This is a genomic window from Streptomyces sp. NPDC018045, from assembly GCF_044327445.1.
GTDB lineage: Bacteria > Actinomycetota > Actinomycetes > Streptomycetales > Streptomycetaceae > Streptomyces.
In genome coordinates, this window is the sequence record NZ_JBIRFL010000002.1 from 625,222 (window position 1) to 647,578 (window position 22,357).

The 22,357-nt window shown below is 74.8% G+C and carries 13 protein-coding genes and 1 pseudogene; 9 read left to right on the forward strand and 5 right to left on the reverse strand.

All coding sequences use genetic code 11. The annotated features are described in order from the left end of the window. Positions 1-92: 92 nt before the first annotated feature. From ACH4EB_RS06705 to ACH4EB_RS06715, 3 genes and pseudogenes are all read right to left on the reverse strand, one after another. On the reverse strand, positions 93-2,069 hold the full coding sequence (locus ACH4EB_RS06705; protein WP_398346237.1) for an exo-alpha-sialidase: 1,977 nt from the start codon (positions 2,067-2,069) through the stop codon (positions 93-95). A 465-nt stretch (positions 2,070-2,534) separates the two neighbouring features. Beyond that, positions 2,535-3,389 (reverse strand): formate dehydrogenase accessory sulfurtransferase FdhD, encoded by an 855-nt coding sequence (gene fdhD, locus ACH4EB_RS06710; protein ID WP_398346238.1) that lies wholly within the window; start codon positions 3,387-3,389, stop codon positions 2,535-2,537. A gap of 382 nt (positions 3,390-3,771) precedes the next feature. Then, positions 3,772-4,392, reverse strand: a pseudogene (locus tag ACH4EB_RS06715) (FAD-dependent monooxygenase); the annotation flags it as partial. A gap of 666 nt (positions 4,393-5,058) precedes the next feature. On the opposite strand from ACH4EB_RS06715, the gene ACH4EB_RS06720 reads away from it, so the two are divergent. Next, the gene (locus tag ACH4EB_RS06720) at positions 5,059-5,736 is read left to right on the forward strand and encodes a GntR family transcriptional regulator (protein WP_398346239.1); all 678 of its coding nucleotides are present in this window, start codon (positions 5,059-5,061) and stop codon (positions 5,734-5,736) included. 25 nt (positions 5,737-5,761) lie between these two features. Here ACH4EB_RS06720 and ACH4EB_RS06725 read toward each other — a convergent pair whose 3' ends face one another. Next, a complete protein-coding gene (locus tag ACH4EB_RS06725; RefSeq protein WP_398346240.1) occupies positions 5,762-6,709 on the reverse strand; it encodes a hypothetical protein in 948 nt (315 codons plus the stop codon). 388 nt (positions 6,710-7,097) lie between these two features. Here ACH4EB_RS06725 and ACH4EB_RS06730 point away from each other — a divergent pair, with 388 nt between their 5' ends. Beyond that, positions 7,098-7,988, forward strand: coding sequence for a siderophore-interacting protein (locus tag ACH4EB_RS06730; protein WP_398346241.1), 891 nt, complete (start codon positions 7,098-7,100; stop codon positions 7,986-7,988). Positions 7,989-8,012: 24 nt separating this feature from the next. Here the strand turns inward: ACH4EB_RS06730 and ACH4EB_RS06735 are convergent, their stop codons facing one another. Next, positions 8,013-11,414 carry an ATP-binding protein gene (locus ACH4EB_RS06735; protein ID WP_398346242.1) on the reverse strand — a complete coding sequence of 1,134 codons (3,402 nt, stop codon included), beginning with the start codon at positions 11,412-11,414 and terminating at the stop codon, positions 8,013-8,015. Positions 11,415-11,683: 269 nt separating this feature from the next. On the opposite strand from ACH4EB_RS06735, the gene ACH4EB_RS06740 reads away from it, so the two are divergent. From ACH4EB_RS06740 to ACH4EB_RS06770, 7 genes are all read left to right on the forward strand, one after another. Continuing rightward, a complete protein-coding gene (locus ACH4EB_RS06740; RefSeq protein WP_398346243.1) occupies positions 11,684-12,865 on the forward strand; it encodes an ROK family protein in 1,182 nt (393 codons plus the stop codon). 302 nt (positions 12,866-13,167) lie between these two features. Continuing rightward, entirely contained in the window at positions 13,168-14,955 is a 1,788-nt protein-coding gene (locus ACH4EB_RS06745) for a sugar ABC transporter ATP-binding protein (protein ID WP_398346244.1), read from the forward strand. A 137-nt stretch (positions 14,956-15,092) separates the two neighbouring features. Further along, positions 15,093-16,028: an ABC transporter permease gene (locus ACH4EB_RS06750; protein WP_398346446.1), complete on the forward strand. Its 936-nt coding sequence runs from the start codon at positions 15,093-15,095 to the stop codon at positions 16,026-16,028. Further along, on the forward strand, positions 16,025-17,119 hold the full coding sequence (locus ACH4EB_RS06755) for a substrate-binding domain-containing protein (RefSeq protein WP_398346245.1): 1,095 nt from the start codon (positions 16,025-16,027) through the stop codon (positions 17,117-17,119). Before ACH4EB_RS06750 ends, ACH4EB_RS06755 begins: the two co-directional genes overlap by 4 nt. Positions 17,120-17,419: 300 nt before the next feature. Continuing rightward, the gene (locus ACH4EB_RS06760) at positions 17,420-18,544 is read left to right on the forward strand and encodes a Gfo/Idh/MocA family protein (protein WP_398346448.1); all 1,125 of its coding nucleotides are present in this window, start codon (positions 17,420-17,422) and stop codon (positions 18,542-18,544) included. Between the two features lie 235 nt (positions 18,545-18,779). Continuing rightward, positions 18,780-19,793 (forward strand): sugar phosphate isomerase/epimerase family protein, encoded by a 1,014-nt coding sequence (locus ACH4EB_RS06765; protein ID WP_398346246.1) that lies wholly within the window; start codon positions 18,780-18,782, stop codon positions 19,791-19,793. Between the two features lie 57 nt (positions 19,794-19,850). Beyond that, positions 19,851-22,343 carry a PQQ-dependent sugar dehydrogenase gene (locus ACH4EB_RS06770; RefSeq protein ID WP_398346247.1) on the forward strand — a complete coding sequence of 831 codons (2,493 nt, stop codon included), beginning with the start codon at positions 19,851-19,853 and terminating at the stop codon, positions 22,341-22,343. The last annotated feature ends 14 nt before the right edge of the window (positions 22,344-22,357 follow it).

The window sequence follows — 22,357 nt, forward strand, 5'->3', positions numbered from 1 at the left end:
GGACCCGGCCCGGGGGCCGGAAGGCGTACGGACGAGGAGCGGCGAGGGGCTGACCGGGGCGGGCTGCCGGGGGCGGCTCTCCCGGGACGCCCTCAGTTCCCGGCGTCCACACGGTTCAGCGGCAGGTGCAGTACGACGGGGCCCCGGACGCGCGCGTTGTCCCGGCGTACGCGGTCCAGTTCGGCGTCGCTCAACGCGCGCCCGTAGACCCGTACCTCGTCCAGGCCGCCGGAGAGCTGAGAACGGCTGTCCACCTTCTGGCCCGCGTGGACACCGAAGACCGAGTTCCGGCTCACCGAACCGGGCACGTCGGGAACCGTACGGGTCTCGGCGCCGTCGACGGTGAGCGTCAGCCGGCCGCCGGTGCGCCGCAGGGCCAGGTGGTGCCACGCCCCGTCGTTGTACGCGGCGCCGGCGGCGACCTCGGCGGTGGCGGGCGGCCGGGCGCCGTCGAGCGCGGTGACCGAGGCGCCGATCCGGCCACGGGCCGGGTCGCCGCGCAGCGCCACCTGCGGGCTGCGGCCGCCCACCCCGCCCATCCACAGGAAGGGCTGCTCACCGAAGGCGGCGCGGTAGCGGAACCAGAGGCTGCACGTGAAGTCGCCGCTGCCGAGGGGCAGCGAGCGGCGGAAGGGCAGCCGTACGGCGTCGTCCCGGCCGTCGAAGGAGAGCGCGCCGCCGAAGCGGCCCGGCACCGGCCGGGCGCCGCCCAGGACGAGCGCCGCGCGGGCGTGCCGCCCGTGGTCGGGGGTGGTCGGGTCGGGGGTGCGGCGCGGGCCGAGCCAGCCGTCGGTGAAGCGCGCGAAGCGGATCTCGTCGCGAGCGTCGGCCGCGCCGCCCTCGTACAGCAGGCCGGTCAGGCCGGGCGCGACGGCCACCAGGTCCGAGTAGCCGGACCAGTCGGTGGTGACCCGGGCGCCCCGGTCCACACCCTCCCAGGTGCGGCCCTCGTCGTAGGAGGAGCGGACGGTCATGGTGCGGCGGCGGTCCGGGTCGGCGGGCGCGGCGAACAGCGTACGGCCCGGCCCGCGGGGGACCCGGCGCGGCAGCCGCAGCACCGAGCCCTGCACCATCGGCGCGTACAGGTCGGGCAGCGTGCGGAAGGGCCGGGCGAAACTCTCGCCGCCGTCGTGGCTGACGGCTGCCGTGCGGTGGCCGAGGCCGGTGCCGTCCTGCTCGCGCCCGTTGACGTACACCGAGCCGTCGGAACGTTCCAGCAGGCTCATCTCGGACGGCTTCTGCCGGAACGTGCCGTCGGCGGCGGTCGGATAACTGTCCACGGCGCCGACCCGCCAGGAGTCACCGCCGTCGTCGCTGAGCATCAGCGCCGCGTGGTTGGCGGTGGTCCGGCCATCCGCGTGGCTCTCGGCGTTGACGGTGAAGACCAGGCGGCCGGCGTGCGGGCCCCGGGCGAGCTGGACGCCGTGCACGGGCCCGGTGGCGTACCAGGAGTTCCATCCGGCGGGCCGCAGCTCGGCGGTCAGGTCGCGCGGCGCTGACCAGGTGGCGCCGTCGTCGTCGCTGTACTGGAGGTGCGGGGTGCGGTCACAGGGCACGTCGCAGTTGCCGGCGTCGGGGCGGCCCTTGTTGTAGGTCTCCGCGAGCAGGATGCGGCCGGTCCCGCGGTCGACGACGGGGGCCGGGTTGCCGTGGGTGTCCCCGCCGCCCTCGTTGACGACCTGGAGAGGGCCCCACGTACGGCCGCCGTCGGTGGAGCGTTTCAGTACGAGGTCTATGTCGCCGGCGTCACCGCAGTCACGCACCCGGCCCTCGGCGAAGGCCAGCAGGGTGCCGCTGGTGGACCGGACGACCGCCGGGATGCGGAAGCACGCGTAGCCGTGTTCCTGGGCCGCCTTGAACAGGACCTGCTGCTCGAAGCCGGTGGCGGGGGAGGAGCCGGCGGCCGCGGGGCGGGCCCGGGCGGTGGCCACCGGGACCAGGACGGCGGCCGCCGTGGCGAGCGCGGCCAGCGTGCGGCACCGCCGCCAGGGGCCGCGGCGGGCGGCGCCGCCGGTCCCGGTGGCGGGTCTGCCGCGGCGGGCGTCGGGTGCGCGGAACGGGGACGGCATGATCCGACCTGCCCTTCGAGGCGTCGGCGAGGCGTCGGAGGAGGAAGAGAACGGCGAGGACCGGGGAACGGCAAACGGCAAGAGCGGCAAAAACGGCAAGAATGACTAGAACGACAAGAACAGTCTGGGGTAGACATTCCACGTCCTACGTGGGATGTCCCATGTCCGTGCTCCGGTGCGCAGGAAGCTACTGGCCCCCCGGCACCGCCACAAGCCACGCGCGGCGCTTCTTCGCACCCGGCCGGATTTCCCTCGTCCGGAGCATGCCGGGCACATCTGTACGGGTGTCCGCTCCGGAAGGCTCTGTACGGATGTCCGTTCCGGGACGTCCCTGTACAGGCGCCCCGGGGCGGCTCTGCCCGCGCATCCCGCCCGAGGCGGTCAGGGACGCAGGACGCCGGGCCAGCGGCCGGAGGCGGGGCGGACGACGGGCCCGGACGCCCGCTGGCGGCCCGTGGCCCGCTCTCAGGCCCGGCCCGCCACCGTGTCCAGCGCGAGCCGCTCCTCGCCCGCGTACACGTTCATCGACGTACCCCGCAGGAACCCCACCAGCGTCAGGCCGCTCTCGACGGCCAGGTCGACGGCGAGCGAGGACGGCGCGGACACCGCGGCGAGGGCCGGGATGCCCGCCATGACCGCCTTCTGGACGAGTTCGAACGACGCCCGGCCCGAGACCATCAGCACGGTGTCGCGCAGCGGCAGCCGGCCGTCCTGGAGGGCGCGCCCGACCACCTTGTCGACGGCGTTGTGGCGGCCCACGTCCTCCCGTACGTCGAGGAGTTCACCGTCGCAGTCGAAGAGCGCGGCGGCGTGCAGCCCGCCGGTCCGGTCGAACACGCGCTGCGCGGCCCGCAGCCGGCCGGGGAGGGCGGACAGGGTCGCGGGCGTGATGCGGGCCGCGGCGTCGGCGGGCGGGTCCAGGGGCCGGCGGGCGGCCGTGCGGACCGCCTCCAGGCTCGCCTTGCCGCACAGGCCGCAGGACGACGTGGTGTAGACGTTGCGCTCCAGCGAGATGTCCGGGACGGGGACGCCGGGCGCGAGCTGTACGTCCACCACGTTGTACGTGTTCGAGCCGTCCTCGGTGGCGCCCGCGCAGTACACGATGTTCGCCAGTTCGGCGGCGCTCCCCAGCACGCCCTCGCTGACGAGGAAGCCCGCGGCCAGCGCGAAGTCGTCGCCCGGCGTGCGCATCGTGACGGCGAGCGGCTTGCCGCCGAGGCGGATCTCCAGCGGCTCCTCGCCGACGAGGGTGTCCGGGCGGGTGCTCACGGCTCCGTCGCGGATGCGGATGACGCGGCGTCGCTCGGTGACCCGTCCCATGTCTGATCAGTCCCGTCCGTCCTGGTGCGCCGGCCCGTGGCAGCGGGCCGGTCTCGGCCGTTCCATTGTCCGGTACGCGTCCGGCTGCCCGTACGGGGTCCGCCGCCCGCCGTGCGCAGCGGAGCGGAACCGGGGGCCCCGGGCCACGCGTCCCCCACCGCCCGGTGATGCGGAGGTCGGGTCCGCGCGCGCCCGGCAGTTCGCGCCCGCCGAAGGCGCTTGCGCCCGCGCCGGCCCACAGGGCGTCCAACCGCGCCTGGCCCACCGTCCGCCAGTCCGGTCCGCGCAGGACGAGGGCCTCGCCCAGGCGGCGGCCGAGTTCCGTCATCGAGGCTCCCACGGGCCCGCGCGCCGCGTCGTACGCGGCGGCCGCCTCGGACCAGGTGCGCGCGGCGGCGCACGCCGCCTCCAGGGCGGTGGCGTCCTGGAGGGCCTTCACCGCGCCGCTGCCGGTGTGGGGCGGCCGGGCGACCGTGGCCGCGTCACCGGTGAGCAGCAGGCGGTCTGCTGCGTAGTGGGGCGCCGTGAAGTCGTACATCGGCTGCACGAACAGCTCCTCCGGCCGCGACAGCCGCAGCAGACTGCCCCGGTAGGGCGGCAGGAGTTCGCCGGTGACCTGTGCGAAGCAGGCGTGCGGCGCCTCGCCGACGGTGCCGGGCGGCAGGCTGGTGGGGGTGTCCGGCCCGAGGTCGAGTTCCGGTGGCGGGACGGCGTACAGCACCCAGTTGGCGCGGTGCCCGCCGGCGCCGTCCGGGATGCGGTAGATCACGGCGTGGCCACCGGGGAAGACGGCGAAGACGCAGTCCTCGACCGGCCACGCGTCGTCCGGGGCGAGGCTGAGCGCGTCCAGCCGGCCGGCGGGGAACGCGCCGCGCCGGGCGAAGTGTCCGGCGTACGCGGGCCGTACGTCGGGGAAGGCGGCGGCGCGGACCACGGAGCGGTAGCCGTCCGCGCCGATGACGACGTCGGCGCGGTGGGCGCTGCCGTCCTCCAGGCGCACCATGGCGCCGTCGGGCGCGGTCTCGACCGACCGGACCGACCGGACCGGGGTGCCCCCAGCGGAAGACGGTGGTCGCGGGCATCCGGTCGCGCAGCTCGTGCCAGAGCGGCCCCCAGTTGTACGTACGGAACGGGAAGGGCAGTTCCCCCACCGCCCGGCCGAGCGGCAGCGAGCCGTCGCGGGTGTACCAGCGGTGTCGGCTGAGCTGTGGCCACGGTATGTCGGCGTCCGTGTAGCCCGCCGACGCCAGTTCCGCGTAACGGGCGTTGTGCATGGCCGGTCCGGCGCCGCGGTCCGCCGGGCGGCCGACGGCCCGCTCGCACACCGTGACCTCTGCCGCGCCGCCCCGGTGGGCGGCGACCGCGGCGGCGCATCCGGCGATGCTCCCGCCCACGACGGCGACCGTTCCTCCGCGCATCGGCAATCCGCTTCTCTCGGCGGCTCCGTGGCGAGCCGCGGTGGTTCGAGGCTGTGCAAGCGGTCGTGGTCTCGCCGGAGTTGCCGGTGGGCGTGGTGGCGGCGGGCGGTGGTCGGCGGGGCGGCTGTACGGGTGGCCTGCGCGGGGCCGGGCCGGGCCGGTAGACTGTAGACGATAACCAATCAGGCGCCCGCGGGCCCGGGCGCCGCGCGCGAACACCGTCCCGGTCGCGTCCACGGAGGGGTTTCTCGATGCTGTCCACAGGGCTGCCGCACGGCGCCGTACCGAAGCTGGAACGCCCCGGACCGCTCCGCGAGCGTGTCTACGAAGCGCTCCTCGAACTGATCACCACCCGCACGCTCCGCCCCGGCCAGCACCTGGTCGAGAGCGAGCTGGCGGGCCACCTCGGCGTCTCCCGGCAGCCGGTCCGCGAAGCGCTCCAGCGGCTCGACACCGAGGGCTGGGTCGATCTGCGCCCGGCGCAGGGCGCGTTCGTGCACGAGCCCACCGAGGAGGAGGCCGACCAGCTCTTCACCGTACGGACGCTCCTGGAGGCGGAGGCCGCCCGGCTCGCCGCCGCCCACGCCGGTTCGGCCGGCATCGCCGAGCTGGAAGCGCTGTGCGACAAGGGGGAACAGGCGGTACGGGACGACGCGGTGGAGACCGCGGTCGCCACGAACGCGGAATTCCACGCCAAGGTGATGGCGCTGGCCGGCAACGCCGTGCTGGCCGGCCTGGCGGCGCAGGTCGGACGACGGGTGCGCTGGTACTACACCCCCGTCGCCCGGCAGCGCGGCAAGCAGTCCTGGGCCGAACACCGCAAACTGATCGCGGCGATCACCGACCGGGACGAGGCACGGGCGTCCGCGATCATGCGGGCTCACACCGAGCACACCCGGCGTACGTACCACGACCGCGCCCGGGACTGAACGGCCACGCCGCGCGGGCCGGGCCTCAGTCGGTGGTCAGCGTGTGCAGCGGCCCCATCGCGACGTCGTTGACCGGGTCGACGGCCGTGTCGTTCCCCGGGCGGGGCGCGCCGGCGGGCGCCTGTCCGGGCGCCTGTCCGGGAGCCTGTTTCCGAGGCGCGGTGCCGGGCGCCTGCCGGGCCGGTGTGGTGGATGCCGGCTTCTGCGGGACGGCGGAGTTCTGCTTCCCCGCGGGCTCGGGCGTCTGCTTCCGTACGGTGCCGGGCTTCTGCTGCTGCGCGGTGCCCGTCCCGGGCGACGCGCCGCCGGCCGCCTGGGTGGCGAGCCGGACCGTACCGTCCCCGTCGAACACCCGCTGGCCCGCGGCGAGCGGCGAGCGCCCCTGGAAGGCGCCGCGGAAGGCACCGACGCCACGCTCGGTCAGGGTGAACGCCATCTGGGCCCGTACCTGTCCGCCGCCCACCTCGACCCGCTTAGGGTCCACGCGGAACGCCAGGAAGTCGGTCCGGCGCGCCTTGGAGCCGCCCACGTTCGCGGTGACGCGCGAGGTGGCGAGGTCGCCCCGCAGGGAGCCGACCCTCAGATGACGCTTGTCCTTGCGGACGAAGTCGAAGCCGCCCCCGAAGGACAGGTGCCCCGAGGTGAAACGGGTGTCGAACGCGCCGCCCGAGATCGGCGCGGACACGCACCGGCGCCCGGCCGGGCCGGTGAGCTTCGCCGGGGCGACCGCGGCGAGGTGGACCCCGGCCCGGGAGAGCGCGCGGGTGGCGCCGGGGGTGAGGCAGAAGTCGGCGGTGCCGGACCCCACCCGCACCGTCGGGTCCAGGGGGGCCTGTGGCGTGGCGTACGCGGGCCCGGAGGCGGTCGCGGGGGAGGCGACGAGGGCGGCTCCGGCGCCCAGGAGGGCGGCGAGGGCCAGGGCGCCCGCCGAGGCGATGGGCAGCGGACGGCAGCGGTCCGTGGGCAGGGGCATGGTGTGGTGATCCGTTCTCGTGCGGGACGGCCCGCGGCCGGCGGCACCGGACGCGGCCGGCGCGGACTCTTCCTGTCAGCAGACGTATAGACGGTGGAGCGTCCGCTGTGACGGCCGTGCGGGCGAATCACCCGGATAGCTCGGCCGCCGCGGGGCCCGCCCTCGCGCACGGACCGGGGCCGGGCGGCGGGCAGCGCGGGCGTGGCGGCGGGGGCCGACGGTACGGGCGGGCCCGTGCAGGCGAGCTGTAGGTGGCGTGTAGGCGGCGGCTGCGACGGTCGTCTCTGTCCCGCACAGCGCGCCAGGGCCCACGGCCTCGGCTTTCGCGCGCTGTGTGTCCCTCGCGCCACCGCCTCGATCGGCCGGTGGCCCGCTCTCAGGAGACGCGATGCAGCAGCAGACTCCCCGGACGGCTTCCCTGCCGGTCCGCTACCTCCAGGTCACCGCGGTCCGGCGGCTCTCGCCGCACCTGGTCCGCGTCACCTTCGGCGGCCCGGACCTCGCCGGATTCCGCCTCGACGCGCCGGACCAGCAGGTGAAGCTGTACTTCCCCCGGCCGGGGCGGGACGCCCCGCGCCTCCCGGAGCCGCCCGCCGACGGCGACCTCATGCGGTGGTACCAGGCGTTCCAGGCGATCCCCGAGGACGAACGGCCGTGGATGCGCAGCTACACCGTCCGCGCGCACCACCCCGGGGACGACACGATCGACATCGACTTCGTGCTGCACGGTACGGACACGACGAGCGGCCCGGCGACCCGCTGGGCGCGCACCGCGGCACCGGGCGACACCCTCGGCATGTTCGGCCCCTCGGCGTACTTCGCCCGGCCCGTCCCCCTCGGTACGGCCGACTGGACGCTGCTGGCCGGGGACGAGACCGCGCTGCCGGCCATCGGCACCCTGGCCGAGTGGCTGCCCGCGGGCGCCCGCGCGGTGGCGTACATCGAGGTCGCGGAGGTGGCGGACGAGCAGCCCCTCGACACCCGCGCGGATCTGACCGTGCGCTGGCTGCACCGCGATCAGCGCGCCGCCGGGCCCGGCGAGCTGCTCGTCGAAGCGGTGCGCGCGGCCCGGTTCCCCGCCGCCGGATCGGTCTTCGCCTGGCTCGCCGGGGAAGCGGGCGCGGTGCGCGCGCTGCGCCGGCACCTGGTCGAGGACCGGGGCCTGGCCAAGCGGGACATCGACTTCACCGGCTACTGGCGCCGTTCCCTGTCCCAGGACGACGCGCCGACGGAGGAAGATCTGGCCGAGGCGCGGGAGCGGTTGGCCGACGCGCGGTAGCCCGTGGGCCGGCGTCCGCAGGGGTCAGATGAGGGCGGCGGCTTCCCGTACGGAGAGGTCGCCGCCCGCGGTCCTGGCCTGCTCGTAGTCGGCCGCCAGCACCGCCCGCAGCGCCTCCACGGCCCGCCGCCGAACCCGGTTCTCGGCCGCGGGCGGCAGCGGCTGGAAACCGAAACCCTCGGACCCGGGCGCGTGCCGGTCGTACGCGCCCAGCAGACGCGCCCCCTCCCCGGCCGCGCCCAGGTGGGCCATCGCCCAGGCCGCACAGAGGAACTGGTGGGTGATCAGGTACGGTGCCACCAGCGGAGCGAGACCGCCGAGCTGCCGGACGGCCTGCCGGATGTGCTCCCGGGCGCCCGCGAAGTCCCCGTCGAGGCAGTCCAGCCAGCCGTGGAGGCCCGTCACCATGCCCGTGAACAGGGCAGGCGTACCGGTGGTGAACGCCCGCTGGGCCTCGTGCAACTGCTCCCGGGCGAGACCGGTGCGCCCGGTCCGCCCGTAGTGCCGGGCCAGCAGCAGCCGCGCCGTGCTCAGCGTCTCGCCGGAGGACGCCCGGGATTCGGCCACCGCCTCCAGCAGCAGCCGCTCGGCCTCCCGCACCCGCGGAGAGAGAGGAGAGCCGGCCGCCGCAACGCCGCCTTTCCCTTCGTCCGTCCCATAGGTGCTCTCCAGCCGTACGGCCGCCAGCCTCGCTTTGAACTCCGGTACCTGCGCGTGCGCCCCGATCCGTACGGAAGCCTGCATGGCGCGCTCGAAGTCCGCGTCCGCCCGGGCGTACTGCCCGCGCCGCTCGTACGTCCCGCCGCGCGCGGACAGGGACTCGGCGATGCCCCACAGGTCCCCGGCGGCCTCGAAGAGCGCCAGCGCTTCCTCCGCGTCGCGCGCGGACTGTTCCAGCCCGGCGGGCCGGTTGTCGAGGAGCTTGGTGCGCAGCAGCAGCGCCAGGCCCAGGTCCCAGCCGTCCCCCAGCTCCCGGCAGTGGCGCACCATGGCGTCGACGGCCTCGTCGAGTCCCGCGAAGCCGCCGGTCATCAGCCGGGCGAAGAACCACATGACGCCCGGCTGCCGCACCGTCTGCGGCAGACCCGGCCGGTACGCGGCCACGACCGCCTCGGGGCGCACCCGGCCGGACGTCCCGGCCGGGTCGCTGTCGCCCGCCAGCACCAGCAGCCGCACGCCGCGCCGGGCCTCGCGCAGCCGCTCCCCCGACCACGGCGGAGGGACCGCGGTGCACCGCTCCGCCAGCGGCTCGGCGGGCCGCACGGGATCCGCGAACGGGTCGGGGCCGAGGTCCGCGACGGCGGCGGCCCAGTGCCGGGCGTCCGCCTGGTGGTTGCGCACCTGCCAGAACCAGCTCATGGACAGCGCCAGGCACAGTGCCTCCTGCTCCTCGGCCCGGGCGACCGCCGTGCGCAGCGCGGCCCGCACATTGTCGTGCTCGGTCTCCAAGCGCTCCAGCCACCGTGCCTGCCCCGGCCCGCGCAGCTCGGGTTCGCCGGCGCGGGCCAGCTCCCGGTAAGCCGTCAGGTGCCGCCGCTCCACGGCCGCCCGCTCCCCGGAGTCCGTCAGCCGCTCCCCGGCGTACTCGGCGACCGTTTCGAGCAGCCGGTACCGCATCCCGCGCGGGCTCTCCGGGGCGGCGGTGACCAGGGACTTGTCGACGAGGGAGGTGAGCGCGTCCAGGACGTCGGCGGGGGTACGGGGGCCGTCGTGCGGGGCCGGGGCGGCGGCCGGGCGGGGGGTGGTGCCGTCGTGCGGGGCGGCGCACACGCGCTCCGCCTCCGCCGCCTCGCAGCCGCCGGAGAAGACGGACAGGCGGCGCAGCACCGCGCGCTCGTCCGCCGTGAGCAGGTCCCAGGACCAGTCCACCACCGCGCGCAGGGTCCGCTGCCGGGGCAGGGACGTCCGGCTGCCGCCGTTCAGGAGCCGGAACCGGTCGTCCAGCCGCTCCGCGATCTGCCGCGGGGTCAGCGCCCGCAGCCGGGCCGCCGCCAGCTCGACGGCGAGCGGCAGCCCGTCGAGCCTGCGGCAGATCTCCGCGCACGCGGCCGGGTCGTCCTCCGTACGGAATCCGGGGCGCGCGGCGGCGCCCCGCTCGGCCAGCAACCGGAGCGCGGCCCGGGGCGACAACGGCTCGACGGGCCGTACGGACTCGCCGGGGACGGCGAGCGGTGCGCGGCTGGTGGCCAGCACGGTCACGCCGGGGCAGCGGGTCAGTACGGTGTGCGCCAGCTCGGCCGCCGCGCCGAGCACGTGCTCACAGTTGTCGAGCACCAGCAGCATCCGCCGCTGTCCGCAGCGCTCCACGAGCCGGTCGAAGGGGGTCGTTAGGCCCCCGGAGGCGCGCGGGCCGCCGGCGCCCGGCGCCCGTACCTGTGCCGTCCGGCCGCCGAGCGTGCTCAGGACCGCCTCGGGCACGCTCTCCTCGTCCCGTACGGAGGCCAGTTCGGCGACCCAGACGCCGTCGGGCCACCGTTCGCCCGGTGCGCCGGAGGTGTCCGCGGCCTCCAGGGCCAGGCGGGTCTTTCCGACGCCGCCGGTCCCCAGCAGCGTCACCAGCCGCCGCGCGGACAACTCGCGTGTGAGGGCGGCCAGTTCATCGGCGCGGCCCACGAAAGAGGTGAGGCGGGCGCGCAGGTTGCCCGGGGGCGCGGGAGCGGCGGGGGCCGCTGCGGTGGCCGGCTCCGTGGATCCGGCCAGCAGGTGGGCGTGGAGGGCGCGCAGTTCGGCGCCGGGGTCGGCGCCCAGCCGCCCGGCGAGCCCGGCCCGTACGTCCTCGTACGCCTGCAACGCCTCGGCCTGCCGCCCCGCCGCCGACAGCGCCCGGATGCGCAGAGCCTGCAGCGGCTCGTCCAAAGGCTCCGCCGCGGCCAGCGCCGCCAGTTCGGCCAGCACGTCCACCGCCCGGCCCAGCGCCACCTCGGCCGCCAGCCGGGCACGGCGGGCCTCGCCGCGCCGCCGCTCGACCCGCACGGCGAGCGGGTCGCTGTCCCGTCCCGGCAGATCCGCCAGCGCGGGGCCCCGCCACAGCGCCAGCGCCTCGTCCAGCAGATCGGCCGCTTTCGCGGGGTCGCCGGCCCGCAGCGCGGCCGTCCCTTCCGCCGCCAGCCGTTCGAAGCGGAAGAGGTCGATGGCGTCCGGTCCGGCCGCCAGCCCGTAGCCGCCGGGCGACGAGGTGACCGCCGGCCCGCCGAGGGCCCGGCGCAACCGGCCGACCAGGGCCTGGAGCGCCGCGGGGGCGTCCACGGGCGGCTCCGCGTCCTCGCCCCACACCTGGGCGATCAGGTGGTGCGCCGGTACCGGCCGCCCGCCGCCCGCCGCGAGCGCCGCCAGCAGGGCACGCAGCCGGGCCCCCTTCACGGGCACCTCGGTGCCGTCGGGGCGGTGCGCCTGCGTGGCGCCGAGCACGCGGTAGCGGTGGTTCACCGGCCCATTCTCTCCGGACCGGCGCCGGGCGCCGGACAGCGGACAGCGGACGGCGGCCGGGGACGCGGCACGGGGGTGCGGGGATGCGGGGGGGGCGGTACAGGGGGTGCGGCAGGCTTTGTCCTCGCGCAGGAGAAAGTCCGTACGGATCCTGTCCGTACTTCTTCCCCGCCCGGACAAGCGCTGCTACGTTCCCCTCGAAAGCTCCGGCATCGCTCGGTGCCGGACCACGTACGGCCGACGACGGCTGGAGGGGTGGCGTGAGGCGCATGACGGCGAGGCCGGCCAACGCGCACCAGGCGCGGCTCCTCCGCCTGCTCCGCGACCACGGCCCCAGCTCCCGCGCCCAGCTCGGCGACCAGGTCGACCTCTCGCGCTCGAAGCTGGCGGTGGAGGTGGACCGGCTGCTGGAGACCGGGCTGGTCGTCGCCGACGGCCTCGCCGCCTCCCGCGGCGGCCGCCGCTCGCACAACGTCCGGCTCGCCCCCTCGCTGCGCTTCCTGGGCATCGACATCGGCGCCACCTCCGTCGACGTGGCCGTCACCAACGCCGAACTGGAGGTGCTGGGCCACCAGACCCAGCCCATGGACGTCCGCGAGGGGCCGGTCGCCGTCTTCGAGCAGGCCCTCGCCCTGGCGGGCAAGCTGAAGGCGAGCGGGGCGGCCGAGGGGTTCGACGGCGCGGGCATCGGCGTACCGGGGCCGGTCCGCTTCCCCGAGGGCGTGCCGGTGGCGCCGCCCATCATGCCGGGCTGGGACGGCTTTCCCGTACGGGAGGCGCTCAGCCAGGAACTGGGCTGCCCCGTCATGGTCGACAACGACGTCAACCTGATGGCGGTGGGGGAGCAGCACGCGGGCGTCGCCCGCACCGTGCGGGACTTCCTCTTCGTCAAGATCGGTACGGGTATCGGCTGCGGCATCGTCGTGAACGGTGAGGTCTACCGCGGCACGACGGGCAGCGCCGGCGACATCGGCCACATCCAGGTCGAACCGGACGGCCGCCCGTGCGCCTGCGGCAACCGCGGCTGCCTGGAGGCGTACTTCGGCGGCGCCTCCCTCGCCCGCGCCGCGGAGGCCGCGGCGCGCGAGGGCACCTCACCGGAGCTGGCGGCGCGGCGGGCGGCGGCCGGGTCGCTCGGCGCGCCCGAGGTGGCCGCCGCTGCCGCCTCCGGCGACCCCGTCGCGCTGGACCTGATCCGGTCCGGCGGCACCCGCACCGGCCAGGTCATCGCCGGGCTCGTCAGCTTCTTCAACCCGGGGCTGGTGGTGATCGGGGGCGGTGTGACCGGCCTCGGCCACACCCTCCTCGCCGCGATCCGCACCCAGGTCTACCGCCAGTCGCTGCCGCTGGCGACCAACAACCTGCCCATCGTGCTGGGGGAGCTGGGCCAGATGGCCGGAGTCACCGGCGCCGCCCGCCTCATCAGCGACCACCTCTTCTCACCCGCCTGACGCACCGTTCGCAGCACCACCTGCCGTACCGCCTCACGCACCACGTCACGCGCCCGCCCCCGCACACCGCCCGAGCGGCGCCGAGCACGCCGTACATCCGTACCGAAGCGACTCCGTACGCCAGTGACCGTCGTTCCGCCCCTGTTGCGTCGCGCCGCCTGCGTTCCGTCGCACCGCCCCCGTTCCGTCGCACCGCCCCCGTACCGCCGTACGTCCCGCACGCGTCCATCCGCACCGCAGCGCGCCCGTACCGCCCGCACCGTCCGGTCCGCCCGCCGAGGTCGTCGAGGAGGCTGCACGTCATGGCATCAGAGCGCCACCCCGGACCGCCGGCCTCGTCCGGACCGCCGGGCCCCGGCGAACCCCTGCTCACCATGCACGGCATCACCAAGTCCTTCCCCGGTGTACGGGCCCTGGACGGCGTCGACCTCGACGTGACGGCCGGTGAGACGCACTGTCTCCTCGGCCAGAACGGCGCCGGCAAATCCACCCTGATCAAGGTGCTGGCCGGTGTCCACCAGCCCGACGCGGGGGAGGTCCGCTGGCAGGGCGCGCCGGTCGCGCCGAAGTCACCGGCCGCCGCCGTGCGGCTCGGCATCGCCACCATCCACCAGGAACTCGACCTGGTGGAAAACCTGTCGGTGTCCGAGAACGTCTTCCTCGGACACGAGCCGGCCACCGCCGGCTTCGTCCGCTCCCGCCAGGCGCGGGCCACGACCGCCGAAATCCTCGGCCGCCTCGGCCACCCCGAGATCGACCCGGGCGCGCCGGCCGGCTCGCTGTCCGCCGCCGGGCAGCAGATCGCCTCCATGGCGCGCGCCCTCTCCCACGACGTCCGGCTGATCGTGATGGACGAGCCGTCCGCCGCCCTCGACCCGGACGAGGTCGGCAACCTCTTCCGTGTCGTCACCGACCTGACCGGCGCGGGCGTCGCGGTCGTGTACATCTCGCACCGGCTGGAGGAGATCCGCCGGGTCGGGGACCGTGTCACGGTTCTCAAGGACGGCCGCGCGGTTGCGCGGGGCCTGGACGCGCGGACGACGGACCCGCGCGACATCGTCACCCTGATGACGGGCCGTACGGTCGAGCACCCTTTCCCTGCCCGGCGGGACACCACTCCCGTCGGGGAGCACGGCACAGGCCCCGCGCCCGCGCCTGCGCCCCTGCCCGCGCCGGCTTCCACGCCCGCGCCCACGGAGCGCGGCCTCCGCCCCGCTCCCGTCCTCACCGTTCAAGGGCTCGCCCGCCGGGGCGAGTTCGCACCGCTGGACTTCGACCTGTACCCGGGGGAAATCCTCGGGCTCGCCGGGCTCGTCGGGTCCGGGCGCTCGGAGATCCTGGAGACCGTCTTCGGCGCCCGCCGCCCCACCGCGGGCCGTGTCCTCGTCGACGGGCGTCCGCTGCGTCCCGGCAGCGTCCCCGCCGCCGTGCGCGCGGGGCTGGGCCTCGCCCCGGAGGAGCGCAAGTCCCAGGCACTGCTGCTCCTGGAGTCCGTCAACCGCAACGTCTCGGTCTCCTCGCTGCCGCGCTTCGCCCGCGCCGGGTGGCTGGACCGGGCGGCGGAACGTTCGGCCACCCGCGTCGCCGCCCGCGATCTGTCGCTGCGGCCCGACGACCCGGACCGGCCGGTGCGGACCCTGTCGGGCGGCAACCAGCAGAAGGCCGTACTGGCCCGCTGGCTGCTGCACGGCTGCCGGGTGCTGTTGCTCGACGAGCCGACCCGCGGGGTGGACGTCGGTGCCCGCGCCGAACTGTACGCGCTGGTGCGCCGGCTCGCCGACGACGGCGTGGCGGTGCTGCTGGTGTCCAGCGAGATCCCCGAAGTCCTGGGCCTGGCCGACCGGGTGCTCGTGCTGCGCGAGGGCCGGGTCGTCCACGAGGACGGCGCGGCGGCGCTGGACGAACACCGGGTGCTCGACCTCGTCATGGCGGGCAGCGCCGCCAGAGGCGCCCGAAACGCCGCACGGGACGGAAGCACCCCACGGGATGAAGCCGCCGCCCGGGACGAAGCCGCCGCACCGTACGGAAACGCCGCCCGGGACGAAGCCGCCGTACGGGACGGAAGCGCCGACACCTCGCGAGGAGACTGACCGTGGACACCTCCGAAGAGAAAGTGCCCCGCCGCCCCGGACCGCCGGGCACCGCCCGGATCCCGGTGCCGGCTCCGTCCTCCGTACCGGAGCCGTCCGGCGGGCAGCCGTCCCGCACGCCCGGCGTACGCGGCCGACTGCGCGCCCGTGCCGACGTCCGCAACCTCTCCCTGCTCGGGGTACTCGCGGCGCTGGTGGCCGTCGGCGCCCTCACCCGGCCCGAACAGTTTCTGAGCGTGCAGAACCTGCAACTGGTCCTCACCCAGGCGTCGGTGATCGGCGTGGTGACCGTCGGCGTCACCTTCGTGATCATCGGGGGCGGGATCGACCTGTCCGTCGGCGCGCTGGTCGCGCTCGCGACGGTCTGGGCGACGACGCTGGCCACGCAGGAGTACGGACTCGGCGGCATCCTGCTCTGCGCGCTGCTCGTCGGCCTCGGCTGCGGGCTGGTCAACGGGCTGCTGGTGTCCTTCGGCGGCATGGTGCCGTTCATCGCCACGCTCGCCATGCTCGCCGCGGCCCGTGGCCTGGCCCTCCAGATCAGCGAGGGCGGCACCCAGATCGTGTCGGTCGCGTCCGTACTGGAGCTGGGCCGGCGCGACGCGTACGTCCTCGGCGTCCCGCCGATCGTGCTGGTCTTCGCCGCCGTCACCGCAGCCGGCTGGCTGCTGCTGAACCGTACGACCTTCGGACGGCGCACCGTCGCCGTCGGCGGCAGCCCGGAGGCGGCGCGGCTGGCGGGCATCGACGTACGGCGGCAGCGGCTGCTGCTCTATCTGTTGTCCGGCCTGTGCTGCGGCATCGCCGCCTTCCTGCTGATCGTGCTGACCGGATCCGGCCAGAACACCAACGGCAACCTCTACGAACTCGACGCCATCGCCGCCGCGATCATCGGCGGCACGCTGCTCAGCGGCGGCCGCGGCACGGTCACCGGCTCGGTGCTCGGCGTCCTCGTCTTCACCACGATCACCAACCTGTTCGCCCTGAACAACCTGGAGACCGCCGTCCAGCAGATCGCCAAGGGCGCGATCATCGTCATCGCCGTACTGGCCCAAAAGGGGAACACGTCATGACCGAGAGCACACCAGGCCCGTACGGTACGGCGGCGGACGCCGGACCCGGCCGGAGCAACAGCCGCCGGGGCATCCTCTTCGGCGCCGCGGCCGTCTCGGCCGGCGCCCTGCTCAGCGCCTGTACGAGCAACCAGCGCGACGACGCGTCCGCGGGCGCCACGCAGCGGCAGGCGGGCGGCGCGGACGACAAGCCCGGCAAGAAGGTCACCATCGGCTTCGCCGGGCCGCAGGCCGACCACGGCTGGCTCAACGCCGTCAACCAGAACGCCAGAAGCCGCGCGAAGCGCTACCAGGACGTCACCCTCGACATCACCGAGGGCTCCAACGACACCGCCCAGCAGATCGGGCAGATCGAGACCCTCATCAACAAGAAGGTCGACGTCCTGGTGATCCTGCCCGCCGACGGCAAGGCACTCACCCAGGTCGGGCTGAAGGCCATGCGGGCCGGCATCCCCGTCGTCAACCTCGACCGGGTCTTCGCCTCCCCCCAGGCGTACCGCTGCTGGATCGGCGGCGACAACTACGGGATGGGCCTGAACGCCGGGCGCTACATCGGTGAGCAGCTCAAGGACAAGCCGAACGCCGCGGTCGTCGAACTGGCCGGCGTCGACACCCTCGAACTGACCCGGGAGCGCACCAAGGGCTTCGACGACGCCCTCCGGAACTACCCCAACATCCGGAAGGTGGGGCGGCAGGCCGCCGAGTTCACCGTGGAGTCCGGGCAGGCGAAGATGGCCGGGCTGCTCCAGGCCCACCCCTCCTTCGACGCGCTGTGGAACCACGACGACGACCAGGGAGTGGGCGCCGAACGCGCCATCGAGCAGGCCGGACGCGACGGCTTCCTGATGGTCGGCGGCGCCGGCTCCCGCCGCGCCATGGAGACCATCAAGGCGGGCGGCTCCGTGCTGAAGGCCACCGTGCTGTACCCGCCGACCATGTCCGCGTCCGCCATCGACCTGGCCCGCGCCCTCGCCCAGGGCCGGGGCATCACCGGCACCGCCGAACTGGAAATCCCCGCCTCGGTGACCCTCTACTCCGCCGTCGTCACCCGGGACAACGTCGACGACTACCTCCCCACGGGCTTCAACTGAGCGCCGCGGCCACGCGGTTCCCGGAACCGCGGCAGTCCAGGTACCGGGACTGCGGCGGCACAGTTCCCCGTAGCGCCTTCGCAAGTCCCCAAGAGGTCTTCGCGCCTCCGCAAGTCCCCGAAAGCCTTCGCGAGTCCCCGGAAGACCGCCGACCACGGCCGACCGACGAGGTGATGCATGGATGACCACGCGCAGGAACCGACCGCACCGGACACCGCACACGACGGGGCACGCGGCACCGTACGACGGGTTACGGAGGTGATCCGGCCGCCCCGGCAGCAGACGGAACTGGGCATCGGCATGGTCGGCTACGCCTTCATGGGCGCCGCCCACTCCCAGGGCTGGCGCACCGCGGGCCGCGTCTTCGACCTGCCGCTGCGCCCCGCGATGAACGCGGTGTGCGGCCGGGACCGGGACGCCGTCGCGGCGGCCGCGGCCCGGCACGGCTGGGCCGCCGCCGAGACCGACTGGCGGCGGCTGCTCGACCGCGATGACGTGCACCTCGTCGACATCTGTACGCCGGGCGACAGCCACGCCGAGATCGCCGTCGCCGCGCTGGCGGCCGGCAAGCACGTGCTGTGCGAGAAGCCGCTGGCCAACTCGGTGGCGGAGGCGGAGGCGATGGCGGCCGCCGCCGAGGCCGCCCGCGCCCACGGCCGGCTCGCCATGGTCGGCTTCAACTACCGCCGCACCCCGGCCGTCGCGCTCGCCCGCCGTATGATCCGCGACGGCCGGATCGGCACCCTGCGGCACGTACGCGCCAGTTACCTCCAGGACTGGCTGGTCGATCCGGAGGCGCCGCTGACCTGGCGGCTGCGCCGGGAGCAGGCGGGCTCCGGCGCGCTCGGCGACCTCGGCGCGCACCTCGTCGACCTCGCCCAGCACCTGGCGGGGGAACGGCTCGCGGGCGTCTCCGCGGTCACCGGCACCTTCGTCGGCGACCGGCCGCTGCCCACGGGCGGCCGGGGCACCGTCACCGTCGACGACGCCGCGCTGTTCACCGGCCGCTTCGCCTCCGGCGCGCTGGCCTCCTTCGAGGCCAGCCGGGTCGCCGCGGGCCGCAAGAACGCGCTGCGCATCGAACTGAACGGGGAACGCGGCTCGCTCGCCTTCGACCTGGAACGGCTCAACGAACTGTCCTTCCACGACCAGACCGAACCGGCCGTCGCGGCCGGGTTCCGCCGCATCCTGGTCACCGAACCCGGCCATCCGTACCTGGAGGCGTGGTGGCCGCCCGGCCACGGCCTCGGCTACGAGCACACCTTCGTCCACCAGGCCCGCGACCTCGTGCACGCCATCGCCGCCGGCACCGAGCCCGCTCCGTCCTTCGCGGACGGGCTCCAGGTGCAGCGGGTGCTGGCGGCCGTCGAGGACAGCGCGGCCGAGAACTGCGCGTACACGCCCGTATCCCCGCACCCGGTCTGACACCTCCGTGCCCGGCCTGACACCCCGCCCCGCACCGGCCTCCCTCCGCCCCCCCTCGCACCGGCCTCCCCCTCGGCTCCGCACTGGCCTGACTGCCCCACCCGACCCCCGCCCCCTCTTGCCAGCCGCGGCTCCGCCCCCGATCGTTTCCCTTTCCCCACCGCTTCCCCGCCCCTCCCACCGCTTCCCCGCCGCCCGCACCGTCCGCCCGTCCGCCTGCACTGAGGAGATACGTATGGCCAGACCGTTCACGCTCTTCACCGGACAGTGGGCGGACCTGCCTCTGGAGGAGGTCTGCCGGCTCGCCCGCGACTTCGGCTACGACGGTCTCGAACTCGCCTGCTGGGGCGACCACTTCGAGGTGGACCGGGCGCTGGCCGAGCCGGGTTACCTCGCCGCCCGGGGCCGGCTCCTCGATACGTACGGCCTGAAGTGCTGGGCCGTCTCCAACCACCTGGTGGGACAGGCCGTCTGCGACGCGATCATCGACGAGCGGCACCGCGCCATCCTGCCCGCCCGCATCTGGGGCGACGGTGAGCCGGAGGGCGTACGGCGCCGGGCCGCCGCCGAGATGGCGGACACCGCGCGCGCCGCCGCGGCCTTCGGCGTACGGACCGTCGTCGGCTTCACCGGCTCCGCCATCTGGCATCTGGTCGCCATGTTCCCGCCCGTGCCGCCCTCGATGACCGAAGCCGGTTACGCGGACTTCGCCGAGCGCTGGGGGCCGGTCCTGGACACCTTCGACACGGAAGGCGTGCGCTTCGCCCACGAGGTGCACCCCGGCGAGATCGCGTACGACTACTGGACCACCCGCCGTGCCCTGGAGGCGGTCGGTGACCGGCCCGCCTTCGGCCTCAACTTCGATCCCAGCCACTTCGTCTGGCAGGACCTCGACCCGGTCGGTTTCCTGTACGACTTCCGGGACCGGATCTACCACGTGGACTGCAAGGAGGCGCGGTGCCGGCTGGACGGCCGCAACGGCCGCCTCGGCTCCCACCTGCCCTGGGGCGACCCGCGCCGCGGCTGGGACTTCGTTTCGGCCGGGCACGGCGAGGTGCCCTGGGAGGACGTCTTCCGGATGCTGCGTTCGATCGGCTACGAGGGCCCGGTGTCGGTCGAGTGGGAGGACCCGGGCATGGACCGCCTCCAGGGCGCGCCCGAAGCGCTGACCCACCTCAAGGCGTACGACTACGAGCCGCCCGCCGCCGCGTTCGACGCGGCCTTCGGCACGGGCCCGTCCGAGGGGTGAGCACGCCCGACGGCCGAGCGAGACCTCACCGCACACCCATCCGCAAGGGAGGCAATCGTGCACCGAAGATCACGCCGGAGCGGTCCGCGTACGGCACTCGCGCTGTGGGCGAGCGCGTTGCTGGCCGCCACGTCCCTGTCCCTGGCCGGGCCGCCGGCCGCCACCGCCGTACCGGCCGCCGCCGCGCGGGCCACCGGCGCGGCCCCGCCCGTACCGGCCGCCGCCGAGGACTTCCAGCAGGTCTCCCTCGCCAAGGGGGAGCCCGAGACGGGCGAGCCGATGACGCTCGCCGTGCTGCCGGACCGGTCCGTGCTGCACACCTCGCGGGACGGAACGGTTCGCCTGACCGACGCGGGCGGCACCACGAAGGTCGCGGGCCGGCTCCCCGTCTACAGCCACGACGAGGAGGGCCTCCAGGGCATCGGCATCGACCCGGACTTCGCCGCCAACCGCTTCGTCTACCTCTACTACGCGCCCCGGCTCGGCACCCCGGCCGGCGATGCGCCGGACGAGGGCACCCCCGCGGACTTCGCGAAGTTCGACGGCGTCAACCGCCTCTCCCGCTTCGTGCTGAAGGCCGACGGCACCCTGGACACGGCCGGTGAGAAGAAGATCCTGGACGTGCCGGCCTCCCGCGGCATCTGCTGTCACGTCGGCGGCGACATCGACTTCGACGCGCAGGGCAACCTCTACCTCTCCACCGGCGACGACACCAACCCGTTCGCCTCCGACGGCTTCACACCCATCGACGAACGCGCGCACCGCAATCCCGCCTACGACGCCCAGCGCAGCGCGGGCAACACCGACGACCTGCGCGGGAAGATCCTGCGTATCAAGGTCGCCGCGGACGGCACGTACTCCGTTCCCGACGGCAACCTCTTCCCGGCCGGCACCGCGAAGACCCGGCCCGAGATCTACGCGATGGGTTTCCGCAACCCCTTCCGGATGAGCGTCGACAAGCCCACCGGCACCGTCTACGTCGGCGACTACGGCCCGGACGCGGGCGCCGCCGACCCACAGCGGGGCCCGGCGGGCCAGGTCGAGTTCGCGCGCGTCACCAAGCCCGGCAACTACGGCTGGCCGTACTGCACCGGCGCCAACGACGCCTACGTCGAACACGACTTCGCCACCGGCACCCCGGGCGCCGCCTTCGACTGCGCCGCGCCCGAGAACACCTCGCCGCGCAACACCGGACTGACCGCCCTGCCGCCCGCCCGGCCCGCCTGGATCCCGTACGACGGCGGATCGGTGCCCGAGTTCGGCACCGGCTCCGAATCGCCGATGGCCGGGCCCGTCTACCGCTACGACGCCGCCTCCACCTCGCAGGTCAAGTTCCCGCAGGCGTACGACGGGAACTTCTTCGCGGGGGAGTTCGGACGCCGCTGGATCAAACGTATCGACCAGGCCGCCGACGGCACGGTCCAAACCATCAACGCCTTCCCCTGGAAGGGCACCCAGGTCATGGACATGGCCTTCGGTCCGGACGGCGCGCTGTACGTCCTGGACTACGGGACCGGCTACTTCAACGGCGACGAGAACTCCGCGCTCTACCGCGTCGAGAACGCCACCGGCGGCCACTCACCGGTCGCCGAAGCCAAGGCCGACCGCACGTCCGGCCAGGCACCCCTGCGCGCGAGGTTCAGCGCCTCGGCCACCGACGCGGACGGCGACGCCCTCACCTACACCTGGGACTTCGGTGACGGTACGGGCTCGAACCGGCAGAACCCCACCCACACGTACCGCGAGAACGGCACCTACACCGCGACCGTGACCGCCAGGGACCCCGGCGGCCGGACCGGCTCGGCGAGCGTGTACCTGACCGTCGGCAACACCGCGCCGAAGGTCACCCTGCGACTCCCGGGCGACGGCGAACTGTTCAGCTTCGGCGACCGGGTCCCGTTCGAGGTCGAGGTCACCGACCCCGAGGACCGGACCGTCGACTGTGCCGAGGTCAAGGTCACCCATATCCTCGGCCACGACAGCCACGGCCACCCCGTCACCTCCGCCACTGGCTGCTCCGGCACCATCCAGACCCGGGCGGACGGCGAACACGACCCCAACGCCAACATCTTCGGGGTCTTCGACGCCGAATACACCGACCGCGGCGCGGGCGGCCAGCCGCCGCTGACCACCCACGACCAGGCCGTCACCCAGCCCCGGCACCGCCAGGCCGAGCACTTCGGCACCTCCCGGGGCGTACGGGCCGTCGCCCACCCGCCGGCGCACGGCGGCCGGACCGTGGGGGACATCCACTCCGGCGACTGGATCGCGTTCCAGCCGTACCTCGTCAAGAACGCGAAGAAGTTCACCGCCCGGGTGTCCTCCGCCGGAACCGGCGGCACGCTGGAGATCCGTACGGGCCGGGCGGACGGGCGGCTGCTCGGCAGCGTCACGGTGCCGGTGACCGGCGGCTGGGAGACCTTCGTCGACGTCACCACCCCGCTCGGCGGCAGGCCGCCGGCCGGCACCACCACCCTGTACCTCGTCTTCAAGGGCAGCGGCACGGGCGCCCTCTTCGACGTGGACGACTTCACCTTCACCACCGGCTGACCCGAGGTGGCCAC

What these genes read in the sequence shown, in the direction of transcription:
- ACH4EB_RS06705 (WP_398346237.1), bottom strand. Translation starts at nt 2,069, where the DNA reads ATGCCGTCCCCGTTCCGCGCACCCGACGCCCGCCGCGGCAGACCCGCC.
- fdhD (WP_398346238.1), bottom strand. Translation starts at nt 3,389, where the DNA reads ATGGGACGGGTCACCGAGCGACGCCGCGTCATCCGCATCCGCGACGGA.
- ACH4EB_RS06720 (WP_398346239.1), top strand. Translation starts at nt 5,059, where the DNA reads ATGCTGTCCACAGGGCTGCCGCACGGCGCCGTACCGAAGCTGGAACGC.
- ACH4EB_RS06725 (WP_398346240.1), bottom strand. Translation starts at nt 6,709, where the DNA reads ATGCCCCTGCCCACGGACCGCTGCCGTCCGCTGCCCATCGCCTCGGCG.
- ACH4EB_RS06730 (WP_398346241.1), top strand. Translation starts at nt 7,098, where the DNA reads ATGCAGCAGCAGACTCCCCGGACGGCTTCCCTGCCGGTCCGCTACCTC.
- ACH4EB_RS06740 (WP_398346243.1), top strand. Translation starts at nt 11,684, where the DNA reads ATGACGGCGAGGCCGGCCAACGCGCACCAGGCGCGGCTCCTCCGCCTG.
- ACH4EB_RS06745 (WP_398346244.1), top strand. Translation starts at nt 13,168, where the DNA reads ATGGCATCAGAGCGCCACCCCGGACCGCCGGCCTCGTCCGGACCGCCG.
- ACH4EB_RS06755 (WP_398346245.1), top strand. Translation starts at nt 16,025, where the DNA reads ATGACCGAGAGCACACCAGGCCCGTACGGTACGGCGGCGGACGCCGGA.
- ACH4EB_RS06760 (WP_398346448.1), top strand. Translation starts at nt 17,420, where the DNA reads ATGGTCGGCTACGCCTTCATGGGCGCCGCCCACTCCCAGGGCTGGCGC.
- ACH4EB_RS06765 (WP_398346246.1), top strand. Translation starts at nt 18,780, where the DNA reads ATGGCCAGACCGTTCACGCTCTTCACCGGACAGTGGGCGGACCTGCCT.